This window comes from Alistipes finegoldii DSM 17242 (assembly GCF_000265365.1).
Lineage (GTDB): Bacteria > Bacteroidota > Bacteroidia > Bacteroidales > Rikenellaceae > Alistipes > Alistipes finegoldii.
In genome coordinates, this window is record NC_018011.1 from 3562893 (window position 1) to 3587381 (window position 24489).

A 24489-nucleotide genomic window follows, 5' to 3' on the forward strand; every position below is an offset into this window, starting at 1 on the left:
TGTTATTATGCGATGGAATACTTTATCTCGTTATCGTCCAGATACGAAACCAGCGACTGCGTCAGGCTCACCTTGTGGCTCTTCGAGAAGAGACTGAGCGAAACATGCGCTTCGCGGTCGATCACGCTGATGCGGAAAAGGGTCTCGCCCTTTGCCTCCTTCACCTTCTCCGTCAATTCGCGTACCAGCGTCGGGGTTACGTCCTCGACGGGCAGCAGCACGTTCATCTCCTTGATCATCGTGTCGCGCATCTCCGAGAGCTGCACCATCGAGATGATCTTGAACTCCAGCTCCTTGTCGTTATAGGGTTTGGGCTGGACCCGTCCCCGGACGAAGAGGAAATAATCCGAGAAGAGGTACTTGCGGAAATTCTCGTAATCCCTGCTGAACAGCGCGAATTCATGCGTGCCGTTGTAATCCTCCAGCACGAATTTGCCCCACGGCTTGCCGGTCTTGGTGATGAGGTTCTGCACGCTGACGACCATACCCGCGACAGCTATCTCCTGCCCCTTGAGCGCTTCGAGGTTTTCCAGCTCCGTGAGCTGGGTCTTGCACATGTGGTTGATGATGATCTTGTAGTCGTCGAGCGGGTGCGCCGAGAGGTAGTGACCGATCATCTCGCGCTCCTTGGCGAGCGTTTCGAGCTGGCTCCAATCGGCGCATGCGGGCAGCACGGGGCGCTGGATGTCAACGTGTCCGCCGCCGCCGAAGAGGCTCTGCTGGGCGTTGTTCTTCTCGGCCTGAAAACGCTGGCCGTAACGCATCAGCTGCTCGATGAAGGTCACGCCCGTATTGTCGCGCGCGTCCGCACCGAAGAACTTGCCGCGGTGGAAGCCCGATATCGAGTCGAAACCTCCGGCATAGGCCAGATTCTCGAAACACTTGCGGTTTACGGCCGAGAAGTTCACACGCTCCATCAGGTCGTATATGTCCTTGAAACGGCCGTTGGCGTTGCGCTCCGCGATGATGCTCTCCACGGCGGCTTCGCCGACGCCTTTCACGGCCTCCAGACCGAAGCGCACGTCGCCCGCCTTGTTGGACGAGAAGGTGCGCATCGACTCGTTGATGTCCGGACCGAGCACACGGATTCCCATGCGCTTGCACTCGTTCATGTAGAGCGTGAGCTGCTTGATGTCCGCGAGGTTTCGGCTCAGCAGGGCCGCCATGAACTCCGAAGGGTAGTGGGCCTTCAGGTAGCCGGTCTGGTAAGCGACATAGGCATAGCAGGTCGAGTGCGACTTGTTGAAGGCATAGGAGGCGAACGCCTCCCAGTCGCCCCAGATCTTGTCGCAGATCTTCTCGTCATGTCCGCGCTGCTTACACCCCTCGATGAACTTGGGCTTCATCTTGTCCAGCACGTCGCGCTTCTTCTTACCCATGGCCTTGCGCAGCGTGTCGGCCTCGCCGCCCGTGAAGCCGGCGAGTTTCTGCGACAGCAGCATGACCTGCTCCTGATAGACCGTGATGCCGTAGGTGTCGTTCAGATACTCCTCCATGTCGGCGATCTCGTAGGTCACCGGCTCCTGCCCGTGCTTGCGGGCGATGAAGTTGGGAATGTACTCCATCGGGCCGGGCCGGTAGAGGGCGTTCATGGCGATCAGGTCCTCGAAGCGGTTGGGCTTCAGGTTGCGCAGGTGCTTTTTCATACCGGGGGACTCGAACTGGAACAGGCCGGTCGTGTCGCCGCGGGCGAAAACCTCGTAGGTCGGCGCGTCGTCGAGCGAAATGCCGTCTATGTCCACATCGACGCCGTGCACCGCCTTGACGTTCTCCACGGCGTCCTTGATGATCGACAGCGTGCGCAGTCCCAGAAAGTCCATCTTGATCAGGCCGACGCTTTCGACCTCCTTGCCCTCGAACTCCACCACGTTCAGCTCGGCATCCTTGGCAATGGCCATCGGCGCGAACTTTTCGAGGTCGTCCTGACCGATGATCACGCCGCAGGCATGCACGCCCGTCTGGCGGATCGAGCCCTCCAGCTTCTCGGCGTATTTGAGCGTATTGCGGATCAGCTGGTTGGGCGACTCGCGCTCGGCGGCCAGCTCCGGAGACTCCTTGTAGACGAAATCGAACGGCGTCTCGCCGTGTTTCTTGTCGGGCGTGACCTTGTCGGGCACCAGCTTCGAAAGGCGGTCGCTTTCCGAGAGGGCCAGCTTCTGCACGCGGGCGACGTCCTTGATGGCCATCTTGGGGGCCATCGTGCCGAACGTCACGATCTGGGCCACGCGCTTCTGGCCGTACTTCTGCACGCAGTAGCGCAGCACGTCGGCGCGGCCGTCCTCGTCGAAGTCCACATCGACATCGGGGAGGGAGATGCGTTCGGGATTGAGGAAACGCTCGAACAGCAGGTCGTATTTCAGCGGGTCGATATTGGTGATCTTCAGACAGTAGGCGACCACCGAACCGGCGGCCGAGCCACGGCCGGGTCCCACCGACACGCCCATTTCGCGTGCGGCGCGGATATAGTCCCACACGATCAGGAAGTAGCCCGGAAATCCCATCCACTCGATCGTGCTCAGCTCGTATTTGATGCGCTCCTCGGTCTTTTCGTCCAGCACGTCGCCGTAACGCATGTGCGCGCCCTTGTAGGTCAGGTCCTTGAGGTAACAGTACTGTTTGGCGACCATCAACCGGTCCGAAAGCTCCTTGTCGCCGGCCACCAGCTCCTCCAGCTCCGGAACGGTGGCGCAGGCGCCGATCTTCGCCAGCATCTCCTCGTCCTCGATCTTCTTGACGAACGACTCGCGCAGTTCGCCGAGGGCGATCGGGAAATCCTCCGGCGGCGGGAAGTTGGGCATCAGCGGGGCGTGCGTCAGCTTGTAATCCTCGCACTTGTCGGCGATTTCGAGCGTCGTGGCCAACGCTTCGGGATGGTCCGGGAAGAGCGCCGCCATCTCTTCGGGCGACTTGAGATACTCTTGAAACGTATAGCGCATACGGTTCGGATCGTCCAGATCGCGGCCCGTATTGAGACAGATCAGATGGTCGTGCGCCACGGCATCCTCGGCGAGGATGAAGTGCACGTCGTTCGAACAGATATACTTGACGCCGTATTTGGCCGCCAGCTCCAGAATCACCTTATTGACGCGCAGCTGGTTTTCGTAGACGTCCGCGTCCTTCTGCGGATCGCCCGAAGGGTGCAGCTGCAGTTCGAGGTAATAGTCTTCGCCGAAGATGTTCTTGAACCACTGGACCACGCGCTCGGCCTCCTCGATGTCGTTGTGCATGATGGCCTGCGGCACTTCGCCGCCCAAGCACGCCGAGCAGCAGATCAGCCCCTCGTGATACTGTTCGATCAGCTGCTTGTCGATACGCGGCTTGTAATAGAATCCCTCGGTAAACGAGTAGGAGACCATCTTGCAGAGGTTGTGATAGCCTTCGAGGTTCTTGGCCAGCAGGATCAGGTGGTCGCCGGCCTTCTCGTCCTTGTCCTTCTCGAAGCGGTTTTTCACCACGTAGACCTCGCAGCCCAGAATCGGCTTGACCCCGGCGTCCGTGGCGGTATCGTGGAAGTTCTTGACGCCGTACATGTTGCCGTGGTCGGTAATGGCGATGGCGTTCATGCCGAGGGCCTTGGCCCGCTTGATGAGCGGCTTGATGGCGGCGGCGCCGTCGAGGATCGAATACTGGGTATGTACGTGCAGATGGACGAAATCGGGCATGGTTCTAACTCCTGTTTTTATGGCTGAACAAAGATAGCGATATTTCCGCAGATTTCGTGGCAGGGCTATTGCATTTTATCAACAAAATGCTTAACTTTAAATATCCAACCAATACCGAGAAATTATGCAAGACGAAACCATGGTTGTATTAGCGGAATACAACACCATCACCGAAGCCGAGATCGCCAAATCGATGCTCGACAGCGCAGGTATCTGGTCGATGATCCGCAACGAATATATGTCGGCCATATACCCCATAGGCACCATGCCCGCACAGGTCGTCGTCCGCGAGGAGGACGCCGAGAAAGCCAAAGCGATGCTGCGGCACAGATAGAACGGCAAGAGCTTCCGGAGGTTCCGGAAGCTCTTGTTTTATCGTCGGGGCGGTCGGCCCGCCAACGGGACGGTCTCACGCTTCCGCCGGCCGGATTCGTCTCCGCCCGGCGTTCCGGGAGCGTCATTCGGCCATCCCCAGAAAATTGACCCCGTATTCATAGGCGGTCCGCTGGGGCACTCCGCGCACCTTGCGGGGCGTCCATTTGCCCTTACTGCTCCTGATGACGCGGATCATCTCGCGCGACAGCTTCTCGTCGGGCGACTTGATTACCTCGCCGATGGTGATTTTCCCGTCGGGTTCGATGTAGAAGCGCACGCGCACGACGCCTTCGCCCTTCGCGCCGCGGCCGGTGAACCTTCCGTCATAACGCAGGCGCATCGTCAGCCGCCAGCTGTAGGTCGTCGGCTTCCCGTCCTTCATCGCCGGAGTCCACTTTTCGAGCCGCCCCAGCGCCTCGGTCATCGCCTCGCGCGTGGGGGGCGTCGCCGGCTCCACGCCGACCGAATCCTTTCCTTCGCACGTGTTGTCCAGAAACCGCCACTGCGTCACATTTCCCGTCTCATCGACCGTAAAGCCAACGACGACCTGCGACGAAAACTCGGCGGCGGGAATCTGCGCCGCATCGACGATCTTCTCGGTCTCGCCGATAAGACGCGCCATAAAAACGCTTCGCATCCGACCCCTGAAAGCGGGGCGGCACGGTCTCCTGAGCCGCGGCGCCGCACCACACGGCCAGCGCCGACAAACAGATAGCCATTCGCTTCATACTGCTGTTGTTTTTCAAGGTCATTCGTTCCAAATCCGCCACGAGGCCTCGGCCTGTTCGCACAGCATCGTTTCGCCGTTGAGAATATGCGCCCCCCGCTGACGTCCGTAGTCGAGGAACTGCGTCAGGGGCGGGTTGTACACCAGATCCAACAGATAGTGTCCGGGCGTCACGAAACCGTAGGGAATCCGCGGCGCGGCATCGACGGCGGGGTAGGTCCCCACGGGCGAAGCGTTGACGATCAGACGGCTCCGCTCCACGACTTCGCACGGCAGATCGTCGTAGGTATAGTTGCCCTTCGCCGTGTCGCGCGACACCAGATCGAACGGGATTCCGCGCTCGGCCAACACATACTGCACGGCCTGCGAAGCGCCGCCCGTCCCCAGCACCAGCGCATGTTCGGGCTGTTCCCCGCCCAGCAGTTCGTCGAGCGAGGCGCGCAGTCCGACCACATCCGTATTATGGCCCGTCAGCGAGCCGTCGGCCGCACGGCGCACACAGTTCACGGCCCCGATCATCCGGGCGTCGTGGGAAAGGGCGTCGAGCAGCGGCATCACCTCGCGTTTGTAAGGTATCGTGACGTTGAATCCGCACAGGTCGGGCGTACGGGCCAGCAACCCCTCCAGCGCGCCGATGTCCGGCAGTTCATACAGCGCATAGGCGCAGTCCGCAATCCCTTCCCGCTCGAATTTGGCGGCGAAATAGGCAGCCGAAGCCGAGTGCCCCAGCGGGCGTCCGATCAGTCCGTAACGACGCATGGCCTACTCCTCCCGTTTTTTCACGACGATACGCGCCGCCAGCTCGATGCAGTAGATCGTGAGAAACCCCACGACGCAGAGCACGACGGCCTCGCCCAGCAGGGCGTCCTGCTGCGCAAGGGCTTCGAAACGCCCCGGCGCGACGTTGCGCTCAACGAGCGGCATGATCTTGCCGTGGCTGTCAGTATAGGTCTCGACGACCTCCTTCCACGGCCACACCTTGTTGAGCGAACCGACCATGAACCCCATGAGCACCGCGACCGTCACGTCGTGCCAGTGCTTCAGCAGCCATGAGAGCAGGTGCGAAAAGCTGATGATGCCCGCCGCGGCGCCCACGACGAAAATCACGATGACGGGAACGTTCAGATCGCCCACGGCCTGCATGATGAACTGGTACTTGCCCAACAGCAGCAGGATGAAGGCGCCCGAAATACCGGGCAGAATCATCGCACAGATGGCGATCGCGCCCGAAAGCAGGATAAACCACCACGTATCGGGCGTCTCGGCGGGCGTGGCGACGGTGATCCACCACGCCGCGGCGGCGCCGATCAGACATGCCGCGACGGTCTGCACCCGCCAGCGTCCGATCTGCTTGGCCACCAGCAGCGCCGAAGCGACGATCAGACCGAAGAAAAACGACCAGATGGCGATCGGATGGTTCGTGAGCAGGTAGGTCATCAGCCGGGCCAGCGAGAAAATCGCAATGGCGATGCCCAGCAGCACGGGCAGCAGGAATCGGCCGTTGATATGCCGCCAGAATTCTTTCAGCCGCAGCGTGCCGAGCAGCCGCAGGGCGGTGGCGTCGACGCTTTTGATCGATTCGATCAGTTCTTCGTAGATGCCCGAAATGAAGGCGATCGTGCCGCCCGAAACTCCGGGAACGACGTCGGCCATGCCCATGGCGCAGCCCTTGAGCGTAAGTAACAGATATTGGGAAAACTTCATAATCCTGATTTTAGCCACAAATATAATAAAATTGCGGGAATCGCACACACTCCGCCAACAGACGCTCCGCACGAAGAGAGCGTGCGACAGGTTTCCGGCATCGAAAACACCCCTGCCAGAGCCAAACTCCGACAGGGGTGGAATCGTTGAAACCGGACATGCCCGACAGCCTTATTCCGGCCGGGAAGGCTATACGCCGACCTTCTCGCGCTCCCGGCGCTCGAAGAATTCGGGTTTGCTGCGCCGGATAAAAGCGACGACCTCGCTCAGTCCGTCCGAAAATTTCTCGAAATCCTCCTTATACAGGAAAATCTTGTGCCGGTCGTACGAAAAACTGCCGTCGGGGTTGGTCACCTTGCGGCTCTCGGTTATCGTCAGGAAATAGTCGCCGCCGCGCGTGCCCCGCACATCGAAAAAGTAGGTGCGCCGGCCGGCTTTCACGGCCTTGGTCAGAATCTGGTCTCCATATTCCTCCGCGTCGCGGCGAGGCGTTGTCTGGGGTGTCATGGCGTGGTAGTTTTGGGATTGGGCTAGGATTAATTTTGTATAACGAATATAAGCAATTTAATCCTAAAATCCAAAACTTTCCGCCTTAATTTTCAGGCATCAGCAGCGGGGCTCCCTCACGTTCCCAGCCGCCGAGAATCTCCACCGCACGCCGATAGGCGCCGTTCTGCGCCGGGTTCATCACCCGGTAGAAAGCCCCCGTATCGAACAGCCGCTGCGCCACGAGCGCCTTCAGCTGGACGCGCATCAGCGGCTCCGATGCCGCAAAACCCGCCTCGTCGAACTCCACGCCGCGCTCCGCCCCCAGCGCCGTCAGGCCCGTGAGCATCTCCTTCCCGACGCCGAAAGCGGCGTCGAAAGCGGCGAAATCGGGGTAGGCGCGCTCCAGCCTGCCGCGCTCGCGGTCCATGTACGAGATGACGTATTCATTGACCACGCCGCGGCGGATCAGATTGGCGTAGTAAACCGAGAATCCCGCAGTATCGGCTTCGACCATGACATCGGGACGGATGCCGCCGCCCCCGTAGACCGTGCGGCCCGTGCGCAGGGTCCGGTACTCCGGCGCCCCGGCGTCGAGCGAATCGCGCACCGCATCGTCGTAGCGGCGCAGGTGGTCGAGGTAGTATTCGCGGCGTTTGCCCTTCTCGTAGGGACGCTGGATCACACGCCCCGAAGGGGTGTGGTAACGGGCCACGGTGATACGCACGGCCGAGCCGTCGCCGAGTCCGATCTGACGCTGCACCAGCCCCTTGCCGAAGCTCGGACGGCCCACGACCACGCCGCGGTCCCAATCCTGCACGGCCCCGGCGACGATCTCGCTGGCCGATGCCGAGTTCTCGTCGATCAGCACCGCCAGAGGCCCGTCGGGCGCCTCACCGTCGTGCGGATTGCGCAGCGACATCGGCGGCACGGCGCGTCCTTCGGTCGAGACGACCAGCGCGCCCCGCGGCAGGAAGAACCCGGCCATTTCGACCGCCTGCTCCAGCAATCCGCCGCCGTTGCCCCGCAGGTCGAGGATCAGGCTGCCGGGTTTGCCCAGTTTGTCGAACGCCTCGCGGAACTCCGACATCGTCGTACGTCCGAAACGATTGACCTTGATATAGCCCACGCCGTCGGCGGCCATATAGGCCGCATCGACCGTGTTGAGCGGAATCTTGTCGCGGACGATCACGAAATGCAGCGGCGCCGGCTCCCCGTGGCGCACGACGTCGATTTCGACCCGCGTGCCGGTCTTGCCGCGCAGGTGCTTCGGCACGTCGGTCTGCTTGAAGCCCACGGCGTCGAGCGTGTCAATGCGCACGATGCGGTCGTTGGGCATGACGCCCACGCGCTCGGCAGGCCCGCCGACGATCGTATTGACCACGATCACCGTATCCCGCAGCACATTGAACTCGATGCCGATGCCGCTGAACTCACCGTCGAAACTCTCCTGCACGCCCTTCATATCCTCCGCGCCGATATAGGCCGAGTGGGGGTCCAGCTCTTCGAGCATCCCCTCAATGGCGCTTTCGACCAGCGGCCCCATCTCCACCTCGTCGACATACAGCCCGTCGAGGTAGCGGTAAACCTGCATCAGTTTCCGCAACTGCTGTGCGGCCCCGGTCTCCTGCGCCGCGAGAGGCAGGGCGAAAAGGGCGGTGAAGAAAAGTAAGACGATACGCATAGCGATAGAATTTTAAGATTCGACAATTTAAAAAACCGGCCGTACTGCTCCGGACAAGCCGGTGCCGCAGCACGACCGGGATATCGGTTTTCGGGGTGCGCCTAACGCCGGGACTCCAAATCCGCTGCCAGAGCGGCGAAAGGTACCTGACGCTGCTCGCCCGAACGCATGTCCTTGACCGTCGCGGCCTGCGTCTCCAGCTCCTGCGAGCCGATGATGACCACGTAGGGGATGCTCCGGCGGTTGGCGTACTCCATCTGTTTCTTCATCTTGCCGCACTCAGGGTAGATTTCGGCGGCGACGCCCGCATCGCGCAGCGAGCGGAGCAGCTCCAGCGACGCGGCCTCCTCCTCGGCGCCGAGGTTGGTGAAGAACACCCGCGTCGTGAAGCTGACCTCTTCGGGGAAAAGGTTCAGCCCCGTCATCACGTCGTATATGCGGTCCGCGCCGAACGAAATGCCCACGCCCGACATGTTGGGCATGCCGAAAATGCCGGTCAGGTCGTCGTAACGGCCGCCGCCGCAGATCGAACCGATGGCGAAATCGAGCGCCTTGACTTCGAAGATCGCCCCGGTGTAGTAATTCAGTCCGCGCGCCAGCGAAAGATCCAGCTCCACCGTCAGGCCGATGCCCGACCGCTGCACGTAGCCGAACACGGTCTCCATCTCCTCGATGCCTTTCAGGCCCGTCTCCGAGACCGCCAGCACCTCGCGCAGTTTCGTGAGCTTCTGCGAATTGTCGCCGCTCAGCTCAAGTATCGGTTGCAGTTTGTCGACCGCCTCCTGCCCAAGTCCGCGCTCCAGCAGTTCGGCCTTCACGTTGTCCAGCCCGATCTTCTCCAGCTTGTCGATGGCGACGGTAATGTCCATCATCTTGTCGGCGTGGCCGATCGCCTCGGCGATGCCGAAAAGAATCTTGCGGTTGTTCATCTTGAGCGCCACGCGGATGCCCAGCGCACGGAACACCCGCTCGACGATTTCGATCAGCTCGACCTCGCACAGCAGCGACCGGGTGCCGATAACGTCCACGTCGCACTGGTAGAATTCGCGGTAACGGCCCTTCTGCGGCCGGTCGGCGCGCCATACGGGCTGCACCTGATAACGCTTGAACGGGAACGTCAGCTCGCCCTGATGCTGCACGACGTAACGCGCGAAAGGCACCGTAAGGTCGTAGCGCAGGCCCTTTTCGCAGATTCTGGACGCCTGACGCACCTCGTCGTCCGACAGCCCCGCGGCGTAATCGCCCGAATTGAGGATCTTGAACAGCAGTTTGTCGCCCTCCTCGCCGTATTTGCCCAGCAGCGTCGAAAGGTTCTCCATCGAGGGCGTTTCGAGCGGCGCGAAGCCGTAGGTGCGGAACACCCCCTTGACGGTGTCGAAAATATACTGGCGGCGCATCATCTCCGCAGGGGAGAAGTCGCGCGTGCCCTTGGGTATGGACGGTTTTTGTATTCCCATTTTATTTCGTGTTTATCAATCTTTGTGCGGACTACTCTTCGATCAGTTTGCGGTATTTCACGCGGTGGGGCGTCGTATCGCCTCCCTGCGCCTTCTTCCACTCCTCGTACTCGCTGTACGATCCCTCGTAGAAGACCACCTTCGAGTCGCCCTCGAAGGAGAGGATGTGCGTGGCGATACGGTCGAGGAACCAGCGGTCGTGGGAGATCACCACGGCGCAGCCCGCGAAGTTTTCGAGACCCTCCTCCAGCGCACGGAGCGTATTGACGTCGATGTCGTTGGTCGGCTCGTCCAGCAGCAGCACGTTGCCCTCCTCCTTGAGCGCCAGCGCCAGATGGAGACGGTTGCGCTCGCCGCCCGACAGCATGCCGCACTTCTTCTCCTGATCGGCGCCCGAAAAGTTGAAGCGCGCCACGTACGCGCGGGCGTTGACCTGCCGGTTGCCCAGCATAATCAGGTCCGTGCCGCCCGAAATCACTTCGTAAACGGTTTTCTCAGGGTCGATCGACTTGTGCTGCTGGTCCACATAGGCCAGCTTCACGGTCGGCCCCACGCGGAACGATCCGCCCGTCGGCGTCTCCAGCCCCATGATCATCCGGAAGAGGGTGGTCTTGCCCGTACCGTTGGGTCCGATCACGCCCACGATGCCGGCGGGCGGCAGCGAGAACTCCAGATGCTCGTACAGCACCCGGTCGCCGAACGCCTTCGACACGTCGTGCGCCTCGATCACCACGTCGCCCAGACGCGGACCGTTGGGAATGAATATTTCGAGTTTCTCCTCTTTCTGCTTGGCGTCCTCGTTCATCATCTTGTCGTAGGCCGACAGACGGGCTTTCGACTTGGCGTGACGCCCCGACGGCGACATGCGCACCCACTCCAGCTCGCGTTCGAGGGTCTTGCGGCGCTTCGACTCCTGCTTCTCCTCCATGGCCATGCGCGTGGTCTTCTGATCGAGCCAGCCTGAGTAGTTGCCCTTCCACGGAATACCCTCGCCGCGGTCCAGTTCGAGAATCCAGCCCGCCACGTTGTCGAGAAAGTAACGGTCGTGGGTCACGGCGATGACCGTACCCTTGTACTGCTGCAGGTGCTGTTCCAGCCAGTCGATCGACTCGGCGTCGAGGTGGTTGGTCGGCTCGTCCAGCAGCAGCACGTCGGGCTGCTGCAACAGCAGGCGGCACAAAGCCACGCGGCGGCGTTCGCCGCCCGACAGCACCTTCACCGACTGGTCGGGATCGGGACACCGCAGGGCGTCCATCGCGCGCTCCAGCACGCTGTCCAGCTCCCAGCCGTTCACCTGATCGATCTGCTCGTACAGCTCGCCCTGACGCTCGATGAGCTTGGCCATCGTGTCGTCGTCCATCGGCTCGCAGAGCTTCATGTTTATCTCCTCGTACTCCTTGAGCAGGGCCACCGTCGCGGCGCAGCCCTCTTCGACCACCTCCCTGACGGTCTTCGAGTCGTCGAGCTTAGGCTCCTGTTCCAGATAGCCCACCGTGTAACCCGGCGAGAAGACCACTTCGCCCTGAAAGTTCTTGTCGATGCCCGCGATGATCTTCATCAGCGTCGATTTACCCGAACCGTTCAGACCGATGATGCCGATCTTGGCTCCGTAAAAGAAAGAGAGGTAGATGTTGTTAAGGACCTTTTTCTGATTGGTGAACGTCTTCGAAACGCCTACCATCGAAAAGATGATTTTTTCGTCTGCCATATTATTATTGTTCGTTGTTCCGATTTTCCTATCCGGCAAAGATAATAAAGATTCCGCAATCTTCCGACACGAAACGACAAATTAGGGTCGGGAACCGCACACCGTTCCGACCGAGAGAGAGCCGGCTTTCCGGCAGGGACTCCCTGCGCCGCAAAAAAAGCGGCCCTGCACCGTTCCGATACAGGGCCGCCAGCTTGCGAACTCCGTCAATAGTTCTCTTTCTTCGGCTCGAAGTAGGCCTGCGGATGCTTGCAGGCGGGGCAGAGCTTGGGAGCCTCTTCGGCTTCGATGACGAAACCGCAGTTGCGGCACTGCCACCAGATCTTGCCGTCGCGCTTGAAGAAGTTGCCGTCCGTCAGGCGGCTCAGCAGCTTGAGGTAGCGGCGCTCGTGCTCGGCCTCGACGGTCGAGATCATCTTGAAGGCCGTGGCGATTTCGATGAAGCCCTCTTCCTCGGCCACCTTGGCGAACTCACGGTAGAGAACATCCCACTCCTCCTTTTCGCCGTGAGCGGCAGCCAGCAGGTTCTCGGCAGTGGTTCCGATCGGACCGGTGGGGTAGCTGGCCGTGATCTCCACGTCGCCGCCCTCAAGGAACTTGAAGAAACGCTCGGCGTGCTCCTTCTCCTGTTCGGCCGTCTCGGCGAACACGCCTGCGATCTGCTCGTAACCCTCCTTTTTCGCCTTGCTGGCGAAGAATACGTAACGGCTGCGCGCCTGACTTTCGCCGGCAAACGCCTTCAGCAGATTCTGCTCGGTCCTTGTACCTTTAATGCTCTTTTCCATAATCTTATATTGTTTAGTGTGTGTCGTTTATTTCCGTACAGCAAAGATAGGAAAATCCCCGACAATTCGCCAAATTATCTTCATCGTTTGTTTTTATACGGCTATTCGGATTACTTATAGACCCGATCGAGCATCTCCGCCACGTCCTTCCGGAACAGGGAATAGGCCGCCGGCAGAGCCATCGTGTCGCCGACCTCAGGCGGAACGATCCGGTAGCCGGGCATCGCCACCCACACCGGCACCGGGTCGAGCGTATAGGTCATACGGCCGTCGGGATGCCGCACGGCTTCGATTTCGGCCATCAGCCCTCCGTCGCAGTAGCGGCGGCGCTGATTGGAGACGAAGTTGCCCAGCGAATAGAGCACCACGTGCGACGAATCGGTCTCGAAGGGCTGCACCACGTGCGGATGGCTTCCGACGATCAGGTCCGCGCCGTTGCGGCGCAGAAAGCGCGCCAGCCGCCGCTGTTCGGCATTCGCCTGCCGTTCGTATTCGTTCCCCCAGTGGATGCAGACCGCGATGCAGTCCGGCGATCCCTCGCGCGCCGCGGCCAGATCGGCCGCCATGCGCAGCGTGTCGATCAGGTTTACCCGCACGCCCTCCGGCACGGGGATTCCATTGGTGCCGTAGGTGTAGTTGAGCAGTGCGAAGCGCACGCCGCAGTGTTCGAGCCAAAGCGGATTGTTGGCCGCACGGTCGAGGCTGTCCGTAAATACGCCCGTATGCCGGATGCCGCACCGCCGAAGTTCCGCGACGGTCGTATGCACCCCGGCGCCGCCGCCGTCGCAGCAGTGGTTGTTGGCCAGCACGGCCACATCGACCCCGGCGTCGCGCAGTGCGTCGGCCAGCGCCGCCGGAGAGCGGAAACAGGGATAGCCCGTATAGCGGTCGGTGCGGGTGAGCGTCGTTTCGAGGTTCACGATCACCAGATCGGCCGCACGGAAGCGGCGGTGCAGATGAGCGAACACCTCCCGGTAGTCGAACCCCGTTTCGCGGCGGGCCGCCGTGACCTGCGGCAGATGCTGCATCACGTCGCCCCCGAACAGCAGCCGCACGCGCACCGGCTTGGGCGGCGGAAGGGCAGGCTTCCGCTCCGACTGCTTCGCCGGAACGCAGCACGCCGCCGCCAGCAGCAGCCATGGAAGAATATGTCGAGCGGATATTTTCATGGTATGCGCCCCAAAGTTAGCTTTCCGTACGATAAAATCCAAAAACCGCACTATATTTGCCGTCCCGAACCGCCGAGCACGGTTTTTGCCGTCGTTCGGGATGCCGCGCGGCGCAGGCCGCGGCAAAAACGCGCAGCGGTGCGGCGGGCCGCTTCGCAACGCCGCCGTGCACCGCAGGCTCCGGCCCGCACCCGCCGTTCCGCATCTGCCGGCGGCGGAAGGGAGCGCACCGCGTGCAGACACGGTGCAGCCATGACAGACGCCAACGCGAAAAAACGTCGAACATATGCGTAACATAAGTAATATAAAGGGAGTGCTCTACGCCGTTGTCTCTTCGGCCACGTTCGGGCTGATCCCGCTCTTCTCGATCCCGCTGCTTCATGCGGGCATGGCCTCGCCGACGATTCTCTTCTACCGCATGCTGCTCTCGGCGGCCATCATGGCGGCGGTGGCGTTGCTGCTGAAACGCAACTTCCGCATCTCGCGGCGCGACTTCGGCGTACTGGCCGGCCTGAGCCTGATGTACGCCGCCACGTCGCTGGGACTGCTGCGCTCGTACGATTACATACCGAGCGGCGTGGCCACCACCGTCAATTTTCTCTATCCGCTGGTGGTGACCATCGTCATGACGCTCTTTTTCCGCGAACGCAGTTCGGTGTGGATCGTCATCGCAGTCTTCATTTCGCTCGTCGGCGTGGCGCTGCTGGCGTGGGGGGACGCGGGAAACAACGATCCGGGACGCGGCCTGATCTATGCCGGGACGACCGTATTCACCTATGCGGTGTATATCATCGGGGTGATGAAGAGCCGCGCCGGACGGCTCGACCCGCTGATCGTGGCGTTCTACGTGCTGACCTTCTCCGCCGCGGTGTTTCTGGTCTACGCCCTCTCAACGTCCGGCATCGCGGTAGTCCACACATGGCACATCTGGCGCAACCTGCTGTTGCTGGCCCTGCTCCCGACGGTGCTCTCCAACCTGACGCTGGTGCTGGCGATCAAGCATATCGGCTCGACGATGACTTCGATCCTCGGCTCGATGGAACCCCTGACGGCCGTACTGGTCGGCGTCGTCCACTTCGGCGAACGCTTCGACCTCGACTCCGCGGCCGGACTGATTCTGGTCGTCACGGCGGTCATCATCGTCATTCTCCAGACCAATCACACGCCCCAGACGCCGCCGGCAAACATTCCGCCCACGCAGCCGCAGGAGTAAGACGCTTCCGCCTTACACAGCCGAAAATCGCGGCCGCAGCCCGCGCCATTCCGCGCCGGACGGCGACTCACTGCCCGCAGGCGATCCGCCGCGTCGCGCCGACTGCCGTTCAGGACCGGCTCGGCGGCAGGCAGACGCAACGGCCGGATCATTTCTTCTTCCGGTTCGGATTGGCCGGGAACCATCCCTTCGCCACACGTCCGCGCTGCTCGAACAGCTCGCCGATCGACCAGAGCGACGACGCGCCCCAGACGGCCAGCAGGGTGGACCAGAGGATATGCCGCACGGCGACCGACGCCGCGATCGCCGCGACGCCCATCAGCAGGAAAAACCACCAGCAGCGTACGCCGAAGTAATATTCGCCCTTGATTACGAAGGGGTGGAACAGACCGATGATCAGAAACGTAGCGACGCCGATCACCAGCCCCGTAAGGTTGTATTCCGTCAGAAATTCCATCATGATTCAGCAACAGTTTGAAAGCAAATATACGAAAAAAAAGAGCGGCCCGCACCGGACCGCCCGAATAAATGACGCCGACAAGGCCGTCAGAAGCTGTACTGCACCATCACGTTCACGCGGTTGGCGTGGTTCTTCATGCTGTTCATGTCCTTGCGCGAACCGTAGAGGTACTCGCCGGCCACCTTGCAGCGCGGCGTGAGCGAATAGAAGATGTTGCCGAAGATATACTGCCCCTGCTTGTACTGGTCGTCGGTGTAATAGCCGTGGCTGCGCTGCACGCGGACGGTCGAATAGCCGCCCGAAACGAACAGGCGCGGCGTGATGTTGATCTGCCCGGCGGCCTGCCAGCCCCACATCGGCATCATGCGCACGAGCGACGGATCTTCGGGATTGGGCGTGAAGTCAAGTCCCGAACCCGTCAGGTCCTGAATATAGGGGGTGATGCCCTCGCCGTAAACGCCGTTCATGAAGAGCCGGAACCAGTCGCAGCACTTGATCGTACCGCTGAACTGCACGCCCCAGCCGAGCAGCGAGGTGGTCGAATTTTTCGAGACCTTGTGCATGTAGGGGTTGCGGATGACACCCGACGCGCGGATATGGCTGCTGCGGTCGTCACCCCACGCATACTGCAGATACATCGGGAAGTCGGGCACGCGCTGGTGCATCGGCTTGAAGTTTTCGCCGTAGGTCGCGCTCACATTGGGCATTTCGGCCGCGACGCCGAAGGTCATGTGCCGGCGGGCGAACGAAACCTCATAGCGGATCATCGTGGCGAAATTGAAGTTGTAGGCGTTCGGTCCCTGAAAGTCGATGGTCGTGGGCGCGGCCTGCAGGTCGCAGAACGTCGTCACGTCGCGTCCGAGGGTCAGCCCCTTGAACGACACGTAAGCCGAGCGCAGGCGGGGCGTATAGCTGCCCTCCGCGCCGCCGCGGAAGTCGGCGTCCATGTAAATCACCACGCGGCCCAGCGCCCGCGTGTTGGTGATCGCCTTCATGAAGAGACGCGAAGTCGAGGCGTCCATCATCAGCTTCTGTTTCGAATTGTAATTGCCCGGAACGGGAATGTCGTAGGGCACGAAGTCGATATTGTCCACGATGCCGTCGAAGTCGTATCCGGCGCGCAGGCTCACGAAGCCGCCCAGCGAGAACGAGAACCGGTTGTTCTTCGACGCGAATACGAACTGGGGCTTCTCGGACTGCTGGAAACCGGGGCGGTGCGTCTCGATATAGTCCTGCGTGGCATTGTCCATCGCCAGCCGGTTGAGCGCCGCGGCCTGACGGCTGCCGCAGCCGCCGCAGTTGTAAACCGTGTCCACTTCGTGCACGGAGATAAGGTAGACCGTGGGCGAATACTCTCCGTTGCGGCCGTCGCGCATGTGTCGCTGGGCCGAAGCGGAAGACGCAAGCAGCAGAGCCACAATCAAAAGTCGAAATGTTTTCATAAGCTGAATTGATTTGGTTTTAAATTTGTCCGATATGTTTTGTTTTTGGAGCACAAGCAGTTGATGTTCAAACCCCCGATCAGCAAGTTATATGCCAAAGGATCCCGCACGCCATTCGATCTGCCGGAACGCGCGGCGCTTCCGTCCTGCGGCAAAAGGCGCTCCGCCGGCTCCGGACGGGCTTGGTTTGCACGCGGTTTTCATTATCTTTGCCGAAGATAAACTCCCGCACGGACAGGCAGCGTCCCCGGCAGCGGCAAAACGATTTGCCCCAGCCCCCGACTTGCACTATCTTTGCCGTGGATAAACCGCCGCACGGACAGACGCCCGGCAAACCGGTTCCGCACCCGGCCCGCATCGTCTTCGTGCGTTAATTAAAATAAGGTATGTTTCTCTGGTTTATTTCGATTCTGACGCTCGCGGCCGCAGCCGCAGACATCATACACTACCGCCGGCTGCGGCGGCGCGGAACCTCCGCACGCAACCTGCGCCTGTTCGTCGCGCTGGCCGCCGCCACCGACGCCCTGCCGCCGGTCATCGCCCTGACCGACGCCCTGAGCCGCGACAACACCACGGGATTCATGCTCTTCGCCATGTGGGCGTTCTGGGTATGGATGATCACCGTCCTGCCGCGCATCGCCTGCTATTTCTTCCGGCTCATCGGCCTGCCGCACGCCGGCATCGCCGCCGGCATCTGCGTGGCCGCGCTCCTGATCTGGGGCACCACTCGGGGCAGGACGCAAATCCGCGTCAGCCGCACCGAAGTCTGCTCCGAACGGATTCCCGCGGGATTCGACGGTTTCCGCATCGTCCAGTTCTCGGACGTCCACCTCGGCACGCTCGTCTGCCCCGAAGCGGAGCTGAGCCGCATCGCGGACAGCATCAACAGCCTGCATCCCGACCTCGTCGTCTTCTGCGGCGATCTGGTCAATATCCGCGGTTCGGAGTTGGACGCCCGCGCCATGCGCCTGCTGGGCGGCCTGCGCGCACCGTACGGAGTCGTGTCGGTCACGGGCAACCACGACGCCGGAGTGTACATCAAGGACAGCATCGCGCATCCCGCCCAAGCGAGTCTGGCCGAGGTCGTCGCACGCCAGCGGGAAATGGGGTGGCGCGTGCTGGAGGACACGACCGTCTACCTGCGGCGCGGCGGCGACAGCATCTCGCTGACGGGCCTTTCGTTCGACCCCGCACTGCGGCACCTGCGCCACGCTCCCGACCTGCCGCCCGCGAACCTGAACGCCGCCTACCGCGGCGTCCCCGACTCGCTCTACAACATCACCGCCGTGCACATTCCCCAGCTCTGGGACCAAATCGCCGGAGAGGGATACGGAGACCTGACCCTTTCGGGCCACGTACACAGTATGCAGCTGAAAATACGCCTTTTCGGACACGCCTTCTCTCCGGCGCAGCTGATCTACACGCGGTGGAGCGGTCGCTACGACGAAAAAGGCCGCACACTCTATATCAACGACGGCACGGGGTACGTCGCATTCCCGATGCGTCTGGGCGCATGGCCCGAAATCACACTCATAACGCTGAAAAGATGCGGGTAACACTTTCCGCCGCGGTTACGGCCGACGGCTTTCTGGACGACAACAGCCCCCGGAGGCTGATTATTTCGACGCCCGAAGACTGGGCGGAGGTCTACCGTCTGCGCGCCGCGCACGACGCCATTCTGGTCGGCGCCGAAACACTGCGGCGCGACGACCCGTCGCTGCTCGTGCGCGACGAAGAGGTTCGCGCCCGCCGCAGGGAGCGGGGATTGCCGCCTGACATCGCCAAAGTGACGCTAACCGGCACGGGCGAACTTTCGCCCGGACTGCGTTTCTTCACCGAAGGCGAGGCCGAACGCTATGTGTTTTCTCCGCACGAAATAGATAGTTTACAGAACATTGAAACGGTTATATCAACCGGAGAACCAATTACGGCGAAGCTGATCGTCACCCAGCTGGAGAAGCGGGGCGTCGAACGGCTGATGGTCGAGGGCGGGGCGGCGGTCCTCCGCATGTTCCTCGGCGAAGGCATGGCCGACACCCTGCGGCTGGCCGTCAACCCGCAACTGCGGCTCGGCTCGGCGGGCGGCGCGGAATTCCGCTTCACACCGCCGCAGGGCACTCCGCAGACCCGTGAAAACTTGGGCGGCATGGAGGTCACGACCTACACGCTGCATCCCGACACCTCCGCCGCAGACCTGCGTTTCCTGAAGCAGGCCGTGGACGAAGGCCGCAAATGCACTCCCAGCGCCACGTCCTACTGCGTCGGCGCGGTCGTGGTCACGGCCGACGGCCGGATCTTTGCAGGGCACACGCACGAAACCTCGCCGACGCACCACGCCGAGCAGGAAGCCATCGCCAAGGCGCTGGCGGCCGGAGCGGCGCTCCGCGGAGCCGCCATGTACTCCTCGATGGAACCCTGCTCGCAGCGGGCCAGCGAACCGGAGAGCTGCACGCAGCTCCTGCTGAAATACGGATTCGCCCGCGCCGTCTTCGCGCTCTACGAACCCGGCTGCTTCGTCTGCTGCCGCGGTGCGCTCACCCTGCGCGAAGCGGGCGTCGACGTACGGGTCTATCCCGGACTGGCCGGGGGAGTGTGGGAAGCCAACGCCCACCTGAAGCGCTGAAACCGGCGCAATTTATGTCCATAAGGGCCTAAAATTGGCCTCTTTTGCCGGAAAATCGCGCAACATATCGGGATAACTTATATATTTGTGTTTTAAACGTATTGATGAATATGAAAACAGCAGTCGGAATAGCTTTTGCGGCGGCATTCGCAACCGTCGCCCCGCTGTCGGCGCAGGAGGTCAAGCAGACGCTTTCGCTCGACGAGGCGATCGCCGTCACCCTCACGGAAAATCCCGCGATGAAGGCAGCCGAGTTCGAGGAGAAGGCCGCGATGCAGGAGCGTCGCGCGGCCATCGGCCTGCGCATGCCCAAAATCAACGTCACGGGCGCCTATGCCTATCTGGGCAAGGACATCGGATTCGACTTCAACGAGATGAAGGGTCCCGCCAAGAACCTCGCGGGACAGCTGCTGGGAAGCGGGCTGATACCGCCCGAAGCGATCCCTTCGATCAACGGCCTGCTCAACCCGCTGCTGAACGCCGACTGGTTCCTCACGCTGCAGGACCGGAGTCTGGGGTTCGTGGGTGGCGGGGTGACCATGCCGATCTGGCTGGGCGGTAAGATCAACGCCGCCAACCGCGCCGCACGCATCAACGAACGCACCGCCGCAGAGCAGGGCAACCAGACGCGCAACGCCCTGATCTCCGAGCTGGTGGAGCGTTACTTCGGCCTTGCGCTCGCCATGCAGGTCGTCGAGGTGCGCCGGCAGGTCGTGGACGGCGTGCGCCGCCACCTCGAAGACGCCATAGCCCTCGAAAAGAACGGCATGATCGCCCAGAGCGAACGGCTCTACGTCGAATTCAAGATGGCCGAGGCCGAGCGCGAGCTGGCCAACGCCAAGCTGCAGGCCGAAACCATCGCCAGCGCACTCTCCAACACGCTGGGACGCGAAAACGCATGGCAGCCCGTGACGTCGATGTTCATGATCGACAAGGTCGAGGAGCTGGCTTACTATCAGGATCTGGCGCAGGACCGCAACCCGCTGCTCAATCAGGTTTCGCTCAAACGCCAGCTGGCCGAGGAGGGCGTCCGCGTCCAGCGCGCCGAATTCCTGCCGCAGGTGGCGGCCATCGGCGGCGGTTCGTTCTACAACTATCAGGTTTCGGGCATCGTGCCCCGCTGGGCCGTGGGCGTGGGGGTCAATATCAAGATCTTCGACGGCCTGAACCGCGAATACAAATATTCGGCGGCCAAACAGACCGCCCGCCGCGTCGGCGCCCTGCAGAACAAGGCCGGCAAGGATATTTCGGTGCTGGTCGAGAAGCTCTACAACCAGATGATGAACTACCGCAACCAGATGACCTCGATCGACGCGTCGCTGAACTTCGCCGAGGAGTACCTCCGCATGAAAAACGCCGCCTTCCTCGAAGGCATGAGCTCGTCGTCGGACCTGATCGACGCCGAGCTGAACCTCGCGGGAGTGCGCACCGAACGTCTGCAGGCGGCCTATAATTTCGACCTGCTGCTGGCGCAGCTGCTCGAAACCGCAGGTATCAGCGACGAATTCCCGGCCTATGCGCGCCGCAGCGACGCACGGCCCGTTCTGTTCGATAAAAAATAAAATCCGAAAAATATGAAACGCAGCAACATCATTGGAATCATCGCGGCCGCCGTGGTCATCATCGTGTCGGTCGTACTGATCAGCTGGTACCTCCGCAGATCGACCCCGACGCTGATTCAGGGCACGGTGGAGTGCACGACCTACAAGGCCTCGTCGAAAGTGCCGGGCCGTATCGACGACATGAAAGTCGAGCAGGGCGACCGCGTGGAGAAGGGGCAGCTGCTCTACACGCTCTCGACGCCCGAACTGGAAGCCAAGCTCCAGCAGGCCGAAGCGGTCAAGAGCGCGGCCGCGGCGTTGGATCAGGCCGCCATAGCCGGCGCCCGCATCCAGCAGATCGAAGCGGCCATGAACATGTGGGAGAAGGCGCAGGCCGGGCTGGAACTGGCGCGCAAGACCTACGAGCGCGTGAAAAACCTCTACGAGCAGGGCGTAGTCCCCGAACAAAAGATGGACGAAGCGTCGGCCAACTACAAAGCCATGGAAGCCACGGCGATGGCTGCCAAAGCGCAGTACAATCTGGCCATGGACGGCGCCCGCAAGGAGGACAAGGAGGCCGCCGCGGCCCGTGTCCGTCAGGCCGAAGGAGCCGTCAGCGAAGTCGAATCCTACATCAGCGACGCCATGGTCTATTCGCCCGTGACGGGCGAGGTCTCGACCATCATCGCCGAGCAGGGCGAGCTGGTCGGCAGCGGCTATCCCGTGGTGGCGATCCTCGACATGAGCGACATGTGGGTGACTTTCAATATCAAGGAGACCCTGCTCCCCGCGATTCGGGTCGGCACCCGCATGAGCGGCTACGTGCCGGCGCTGGGGTATGACGTGGAGTTCGAGGTGACCTATATCGCCGTGCAGGCCGACTTCGCGACGTGGTCGGCGACCCGCACGCAGGGCGGCTTCGACATCCGCACCTTCGCCGTCAAAGCCAAGCCCACGACGCATATCGAAAACATGCGTCCGGGAATGAGCGTACTCGTGGACTGGGACCTGATCGGGAAGTAGGAGAGTGCGATGCTGAATTTCCTGCGTAATACTTATGCCGTTCTGCGGCGGGAACTGACGCGCCTCGCGCACCAGCCGATGTATTTCGTGCTGATGCTCGTGCTGCCCGTCGTGTCGTTCGCGTTCTTCGCCCTGCTGTTCAACAAGGGCGTGGCGCGCGACATTCCGATCGCGGTACTGGATCAGGACCACACCTCGCTCTCGCGCAAGGTCACGCAGATGATCGACGACACGGCGACGGCAATGGTGTCGTACGGCATTCAGGACATGGACGAAGGCGAAAGGCTGATGCGCGAAGGCAAGATCATGGCGATCGTGCAGATTCCGGCATTCTTCGAGAAAAATATCCTGAGCAACAGCCAGACCCATATCGAGACCTACATATCGGGAACGAACATCACGGTGAACGGCCTGCTGTCGAAAGACATCCAGACCGCCGTGACGACCTTTTCGGGCGGCATCCAGATCCAGCTGCTCACCAAACAGGGACTCACCGAGCTGCAGGCCATGGCGCAGCTGATGCCCGTGCGGTTCAACAAGCACGTATTGTTCAATCCCTATATCAATTACGGCTATTACCTCTCGCCGAGCTTTATGCCGATGATGCTCCTGATCTTCATCGTCATGGTGACGGTCTTCACCATCGGCACGGAGCTTAAGAAGGGTACGGCGCGCGAATGGATCGAGACGGGCAACGGCTCGGTATCGGCCGCACTGCTGGGGAAGGTCCTGCCAGTGACGGTGGTGATGTTCCTCATGTCGCTGGTCATGTTCCTGATCATCTTCAAGGTCGTCGGCGTGCCCCTGAACGGCAGTCTGACGGTCATCCTGCTGAGCACGCTGCTCTTCGTGATGAGCTATCAGGCCATCGCGGTCTTCATCGTCTCGCTGCTGTCGAACCTGCGCCTTTCGCTCTCGATCGGCGGCGGCTATTCGGTGCTGGCCTTCACCTTTTCGGGACTCACGTTCCCGATCATGGCCATGTGGCCCGCCATGCAGTACCTGAGCAGGCTCTTCCCGTTCACCTACTACACCGACATCTTCGTCGATCAGATGCTGCGGGGCGCCCCGGTCGTCTGTTCGCTGCCCGACATGTGCTACATGTCGCTGTTCATTGTCTTACCGCTTCTGTGCCTGCCGCGCCTGCGGACCATCTGCACGGAGGAAAAATACTGGGGGAGGTTATAGCATGAGCCGTTTCACACATCAGATGACCTCTTATTGGCAGCAGATGCTGTCGGTCATGCGCAACGAGTTCCGCACGATCTTCACCGATGCGGGCGTGGTCCTGATCCTCGTTCTCGCGCTGATCATCTACGCCACCGTCTACTCGATGGCTTACGGGGCGCAGGTGCTCCGCAACGTGCCGATCGGCGTGGTGGACGAATGCCGCACGCCGACCAGCCGCAGCCTGATCGAGACCTTCAACGCCGGGCCGAACACCTATGTGGCCTACAACCCGACGAGCATGGAGGAGGCCAAGGATCTCTTCTTCAAACGCAAGATCTACGGCGTGGTCTACATTCCGTCGGATTACGAGGAGAAACTGCTCGGCGGCCTGCAGGCCAACGTCGCGATCTACGCCGACGCCAGCTACTTCCTCATGTACCGGCAGGTGTTTCAGGAGGTCGTGACTTCGATCGGCGCCACGGGCGCGATGGTCGAATTCCAGCGTCTGATCGCCAAGGGAGCCAACCTCCCGCAGGCGCAGGCCACGACCCAGCCGGTCATCTACCAGTCCCACAACCTGTTCAACCCCTATCTGGGCTACGGCACATTCGTCATGCCCGCGATCATCATGGTCATCATCCAGCAGACGATGCTCATCGGCATCGGCATGATCGGCGGCACATGGCGCGAATTCGGGCTGTACCGCAAACTCTGTCCGCCCGACCGCAAGCGGATGTCCACGCTCCCGATCGTGCTGGGCAAAGCGCTGGTCTACGGCATGATCTATTCCGTGACGACGTTCTACATCCTCGGTCTGCATTACAGGCTGTTCCACTATCCGATGAACGGCGCGACGGGCACAATCGTGGTCTTCATGCTGGCGTACATGGCGGCCTGCATCGCGCTGGGAATCGCCATTTCGACGCTCTTCCGCTACCGCGAGAATTCGCTGCTGCTGTTGTTGTGGACCTCGATTCCGCTGCTGATGCTCAGCGGTGTCTCCTATCCCCGCGAAGGCATTCCCGACTGGCTGTTCAACTTGGGGCAGATATTCCCCAGCAGCCACGGCGTAAACGCCTTTATCCGCATCCAGAGCATGGGAGCGTCGCTCTCCGAAGTGCTGTCCGAAATCAGGATGCTCTGCATTCTGGCCCTCGTATACGGCGGTCTGGCCTGCATCGGCATCCACTTGGTGCTCAACCGCGCGGACAAGGACGACATCCCGGCGCCGCACACCTCCGAACCGGAAAAGTGACGGCG

The 24489-nt window shown here is 61.5% G+C and carries 20 protein-coding genes; 8 read left to right on the forward strand and 12 right to left on the reverse strand.

The genetic code is table 11. The features are described from left to right. Positions 1-5: 5 nt before the first annotated feature. Positions 6-3662: a DNA polymerase III subunit alpha gene (dnaE, locus tag ALFI_RS15370; protein ID WP_014776488.1), complete on the reverse strand. Its 3657-nt coding sequence runs from the start codon at positions 3660-3662 to the stop codon at positions 6-8. Between the two features lie 124 nt (positions 3663-3786). On the opposite strand from dnaE, the gene ALFI_RS15375 reads away from it, so the two are divergent. Continuing rightward, a complete protein-coding gene (locus tag ALFI_RS15375) occupies positions 3787-3996 on the forward strand; it encodes a putative signal transducing protein (RefSeq protein ID WP_009598952.1) in 210 nt (69 codons plus the stop codon). Between the two features lie 123 nt (positions 3997-4119). Here ALFI_RS15375 and ALFI_RS15380 read toward each other — a convergent pair whose 3' ends face one another. The 9 genes from ALFI_RS15380 to ALFI_RS15420 all read right to left on the reverse strand — a co-directional run bounded on the left by ALFI_RS15380 (position 4120) and on the right by ALFI_RS15420 (position 13757). Further along, positions 4120-4659 (reverse strand): energy transducer TonB, encoded by a 540-nt coding sequence (locus tag ALFI_RS15380; RefSeq protein WP_014776489.1) that lies wholly within the window; start codon positions 4657-4659, stop codon positions 4120-4122. Between the two features lie 126 nt (positions 4660-4785). Next, on the reverse strand, positions 4786-5523 hold the full coding sequence (locus ALFI_RS15385; protein ID WP_014776490.1) for a shikimate dehydrogenase family protein: 738 nt from the start codon (positions 5521-5523) through the stop codon (positions 4786-4788). Between the two features lie 3 nt (positions 5524-5526). Then, positions 5527-6468, reverse strand: coding sequence for a polyprenyl-phosphate transporter (locus ALFI_RS15390; RefSeq protein ID WP_009598979.1), 942 nt, complete (start codon positions 6466-6468; stop codon positions 5527-5529). Positions 6469-6657: 189 nt separating this feature from the next. Beyond that, complete coding sequence (locus tag ALFI_RS15395; RefSeq protein ID WP_014776491.1) at positions 6658-6975, reverse strand: DUF3276 family protein; 318 nt, start codon at positions 6973-6975, stop codon at positions 6658-6660. 85 nt (positions 6976-7060) lie between these two features. Beyond that, positions 7061-8638: a S41 family peptidase gene (locus ALFI_RS15400; protein ID WP_014776492.1), complete on the reverse strand. Its 1578-nt coding sequence runs from the start codon at positions 8636-8638 to the stop codon at positions 7061-7063. 101 nt (positions 8639-8739) lie between these two features. Continuing rightward, complete coding sequence (hisS, locus tag ALFI_RS15405) at positions 8740-10095, reverse strand: histidine--tRNA ligase (protein WP_014776493.1); 1356 nt, start codon at positions 10093-10095, stop codon at positions 8740-8742. A 31-nt stretch (positions 10096-10126) separates the two neighbouring features. Then, positions 10127-11803 carry an energy-dependent translational throttle protein EttA gene (ettA, locus tag ALFI_RS15410; RefSeq protein WP_009598991.1) on the reverse strand — a complete coding sequence of 559 codons (1677 nt, stop codon included), beginning with the start codon at positions 11801-11803 and terminating at the stop codon, positions 10127-10129. A 206-nt stretch (positions 11804-12009) separates the two neighbouring features. Next, positions 12010-12588 (reverse strand): rubrerythrin, encoded by a 579-nt coding sequence (rbr, locus tag ALFI_RS15415; RefSeq protein ID WP_009598975.1) that lies wholly within the window; start codon positions 12586-12588, stop codon positions 12010-12012. Between the two features lie 110 nt (positions 12589-12698). Further along, positions 12699-13757 carry a CapA family protein gene (locus ALFI_RS15420; protein WP_014776494.1) on the reverse strand — a complete coding sequence of 353 codons (1059 nt, stop codon included), beginning with the start codon at positions 13755-13757 and terminating at the stop codon, positions 12699-12701. A gap of 286 nt (positions 13758-14043) precedes the next feature. Between ALFI_RS15420 and ALFI_RS15425 the strand changes: the two genes are divergently transcribed. Then, positions 14044-14970 carry a DMT family transporter gene (locus ALFI_RS15425; protein WP_014776495.1) on the forward strand — a complete coding sequence of 309 codons (927 nt, stop codon included), beginning with the start codon at positions 14044-14046 and terminating at the stop codon, positions 14968-14970. 148 nt (positions 14971-15118) lie between these two features. On the opposite strand, the gene ALFI_RS15430 is transcribed toward ALFI_RS15425, so the two are convergent. Together ALFI_RS15430 and ALFI_RS15435 are read right to left on the reverse strand one after the other, a co-directional pair. Continuing rightward, the gene (locus ALFI_RS15430; RefSeq protein ID WP_009598945.1) at positions 15119-15427 is read right to left on the reverse strand and encodes a DUF4491 family protein; all 309 of its coding nucleotides are present in this window, start codon (positions 15425-15427) and stop codon (positions 15119-15121) included. Positions 15428-15516: 89 nt separating this feature from the next. After that, positions 15517-16872 carry a DcaP family trimeric outer membrane transporter gene (locus tag ALFI_RS15435; protein ID WP_014776498.1) on the reverse strand — a complete coding sequence of 452 codons (1356 nt, stop codon included), beginning with the start codon at positions 16870-16872 and terminating at the stop codon, positions 15517-15519. A gap of 386 nt (positions 16873-17258) precedes the next feature. On the opposite strand from ALFI_RS15435, the gene ALFI_RS15440 reads away from it, so the two are divergent. The 6 genes from ALFI_RS15440 to ALFI_RS15465 all read left to right on the forward strand — a co-directional run bounded on the left by ALFI_RS15440 (position 17259) and on the right by ALFI_RS15465 (position 24484). Beyond that, positions 17259-18428, forward strand: a complete 1170-nt coding sequence (locus tag ALFI_RS15440) for a metallophosphoesterase (RefSeq protein ID WP_014776499.1) — start codon at positions 17259-17261, stop codon at positions 18426-18428. Beyond that, the gene (locus tag ALFI_RS15445; RefSeq protein WP_014776500.1) at positions 18419-19495 is read left to right on the forward strand and encodes a dihydrofolate reductase family protein; all 1077 of its coding nucleotides are present in this window, start codon (positions 18419-18421) and stop codon (positions 19493-19495) included. Before ALFI_RS15440 ends, ALFI_RS15445 begins: the two co-directional genes overlap by 10 nt. Positions 19496-19599: 104 nt before the next feature. After that, complete coding sequence (locus ALFI_RS15450; protein WP_014776501.1) at positions 19600-21057, forward strand: TolC family protein; 1458 nt, start codon at positions 19600-19602, stop codon at positions 21055-21057. A 12-nt stretch (positions 21058-21069) separates the two neighbouring features. Continuing rightward, positions 21070-22059: an HlyD family secretion protein gene (locus ALFI_RS15455; RefSeq protein ID WP_014776502.1), complete on the forward strand. Its 990-nt coding sequence runs from the start codon at positions 21070-21072 to the stop codon at positions 22057-22059. A 9-nt stretch (positions 22060-22068) separates the two neighbouring features. Continuing rightward, positions 22069-23247: an ABC transporter permease gene (locus tag ALFI_RS15460; RefSeq protein WP_014776503.1), complete on the forward strand. Its 1179-nt coding sequence runs from the start codon at positions 22069-22071 to the stop codon at positions 23245-23247. Position 23248: 1 nt separating this feature from the next. Then, positions 23249-24484, forward strand: coding sequence for an ABC transporter permease (locus tag ALFI_RS15465; protein WP_014776504.1), 1236 nt, complete (start codon positions 23249-23251; stop codon positions 24482-24484). Positions 24485-24489 lie beyond the last annotated feature (5 nt).

Excerpts from the sequence above, each read along its gene's own strand:
- ALFI_RS15390 (WP_009598979.1), bottom strand. The coding sequence starts at position 6,468 with ATGAAGTTTTCCCAATATCTGTTACTTACGCTCAAGGGCTGCGCCATG.
- ALFI_RS15440 (WP_014776499.1), top strand. The coding sequence starts at position 17,259 with ATGTTTCTCTGGTTTATTTCGATTCTGACGCTCGCGGCCGCAGCCGCA.
- ALFI_RS15460 (WP_014776503.1), top strand. The coding sequence starts at position 22,069 with ATGCTGAATTTCCTGCGTAATACTTATGCCGTTCTGCGGCGGGAACTG.
- ALFI_RS15420 (WP_014776494.1), bottom strand. The coding sequence starts at position 13,757 with ATGAAAATATCCGCTCGACATATTCTTCCATGGCTGCTGCTGGCGGCG.
- ettA (WP_009598991.1), bottom strand. The coding sequence starts at position 11,803 with ATGGCAGACGAAAAAATCATCTTTTCGATGGTAGGCGTTTCGAAGACG.
- ALFI_RS15400 (WP_014776492.1), bottom strand. The coding sequence starts at position 8,638 with ATGCGTATCGTCTTACTTTTCTTCACCGCCCTTTTCGCCCTGCCTCTC.
- ALFI_RS15465 (WP_014776504.1), top strand. The coding sequence starts at position 23,249 with ATGAGCCGTTTCACACATCAGATGACCTCTTATTGGCAGCAGATGCTG.
- ALFI_RS15435 (WP_014776498.1), bottom strand. The coding sequence starts at position 16,872 with ATGAAAACATTTCGACTTTTGATTGTGGCTCTGCTGCTTGCGTCTTCC.
- ALFI_RS15380 (WP_014776489.1), bottom strand. The coding sequence starts at position 4,659 with ATGGCGCGTCTTATCGGCGAGACCGAGAAGATCGTCGATGCGGCGCAG.
- dnaE (WP_014776488.1), bottom strand. The coding sequence starts at position 3,662 with ATGCCCGATTTCGTCCATCTGCACGTACATACCCAGTATTCGATCCTC.
- rbr (WP_009598975.1), bottom strand. The coding sequence starts at position 12,588 with ATGGAAAAGAGCATTAAAGGTACAAGGACCGAGCAGAATCTGCTGAAG.
- ALFI_RS15395 (WP_014776491.1), bottom strand. The coding sequence starts at position 6,975 with ATGACACCCCAGACAACGCCTCGCCGCGACGCGGAGGAATATGGAGAC.
- ALFI_RS15385 (WP_014776490.1), bottom strand. The coding sequence starts at position 5,523 with ATGCGTCGTTACGGACTGATCGGACGCCCGCTGGGGCACTCGGCTTCG.
- ALFI_RS15425 (WP_014776495.1), top strand. The coding sequence starts at position 14,044 with ATGCGTAACATAAGTAATATAAAGGGAGTGCTCTACGCCGTTGTCTCT.
- ALFI_RS15430 (WP_009598945.1), bottom strand. The coding sequence starts at position 15,427 with ATGGAATTTCTGACGGAATACAACCTTACGGGGCTGGTGATCGGCGTC.
- hisS (WP_014776493.1), bottom strand. The coding sequence starts at position 10,095 with ATGGGAATACAAAAACCGTCCATACCCAAGGGCACGCGCGACTTCTCC.
- ALFI_RS15445 (WP_014776500.1), top strand. The coding sequence starts at position 18,419 with ATGCGGGTAACACTTTCCGCCGCGGTTACGGCCGACGGCTTTCTGGAC.
- ALFI_RS15450 (WP_014776501.1), top strand. The coding sequence starts at position 19,600 with ATGAATATGAAAACAGCAGTCGGAATAGCTTTTGCGGCGGCATTCGCA.
- ALFI_RS15455 (WP_014776502.1), top strand. The coding sequence starts at position 21,070 with ATGAAACGCAGCAACATCATTGGAATCATCGCGGCCGCCGTGGTCATC.
- ALFI_RS15375 (WP_009598952.1), top strand. The coding sequence starts at position 3,787 with ATGCAAGACGAAACCATGGTTGTATTAGCGGAATACAACACCATCACC.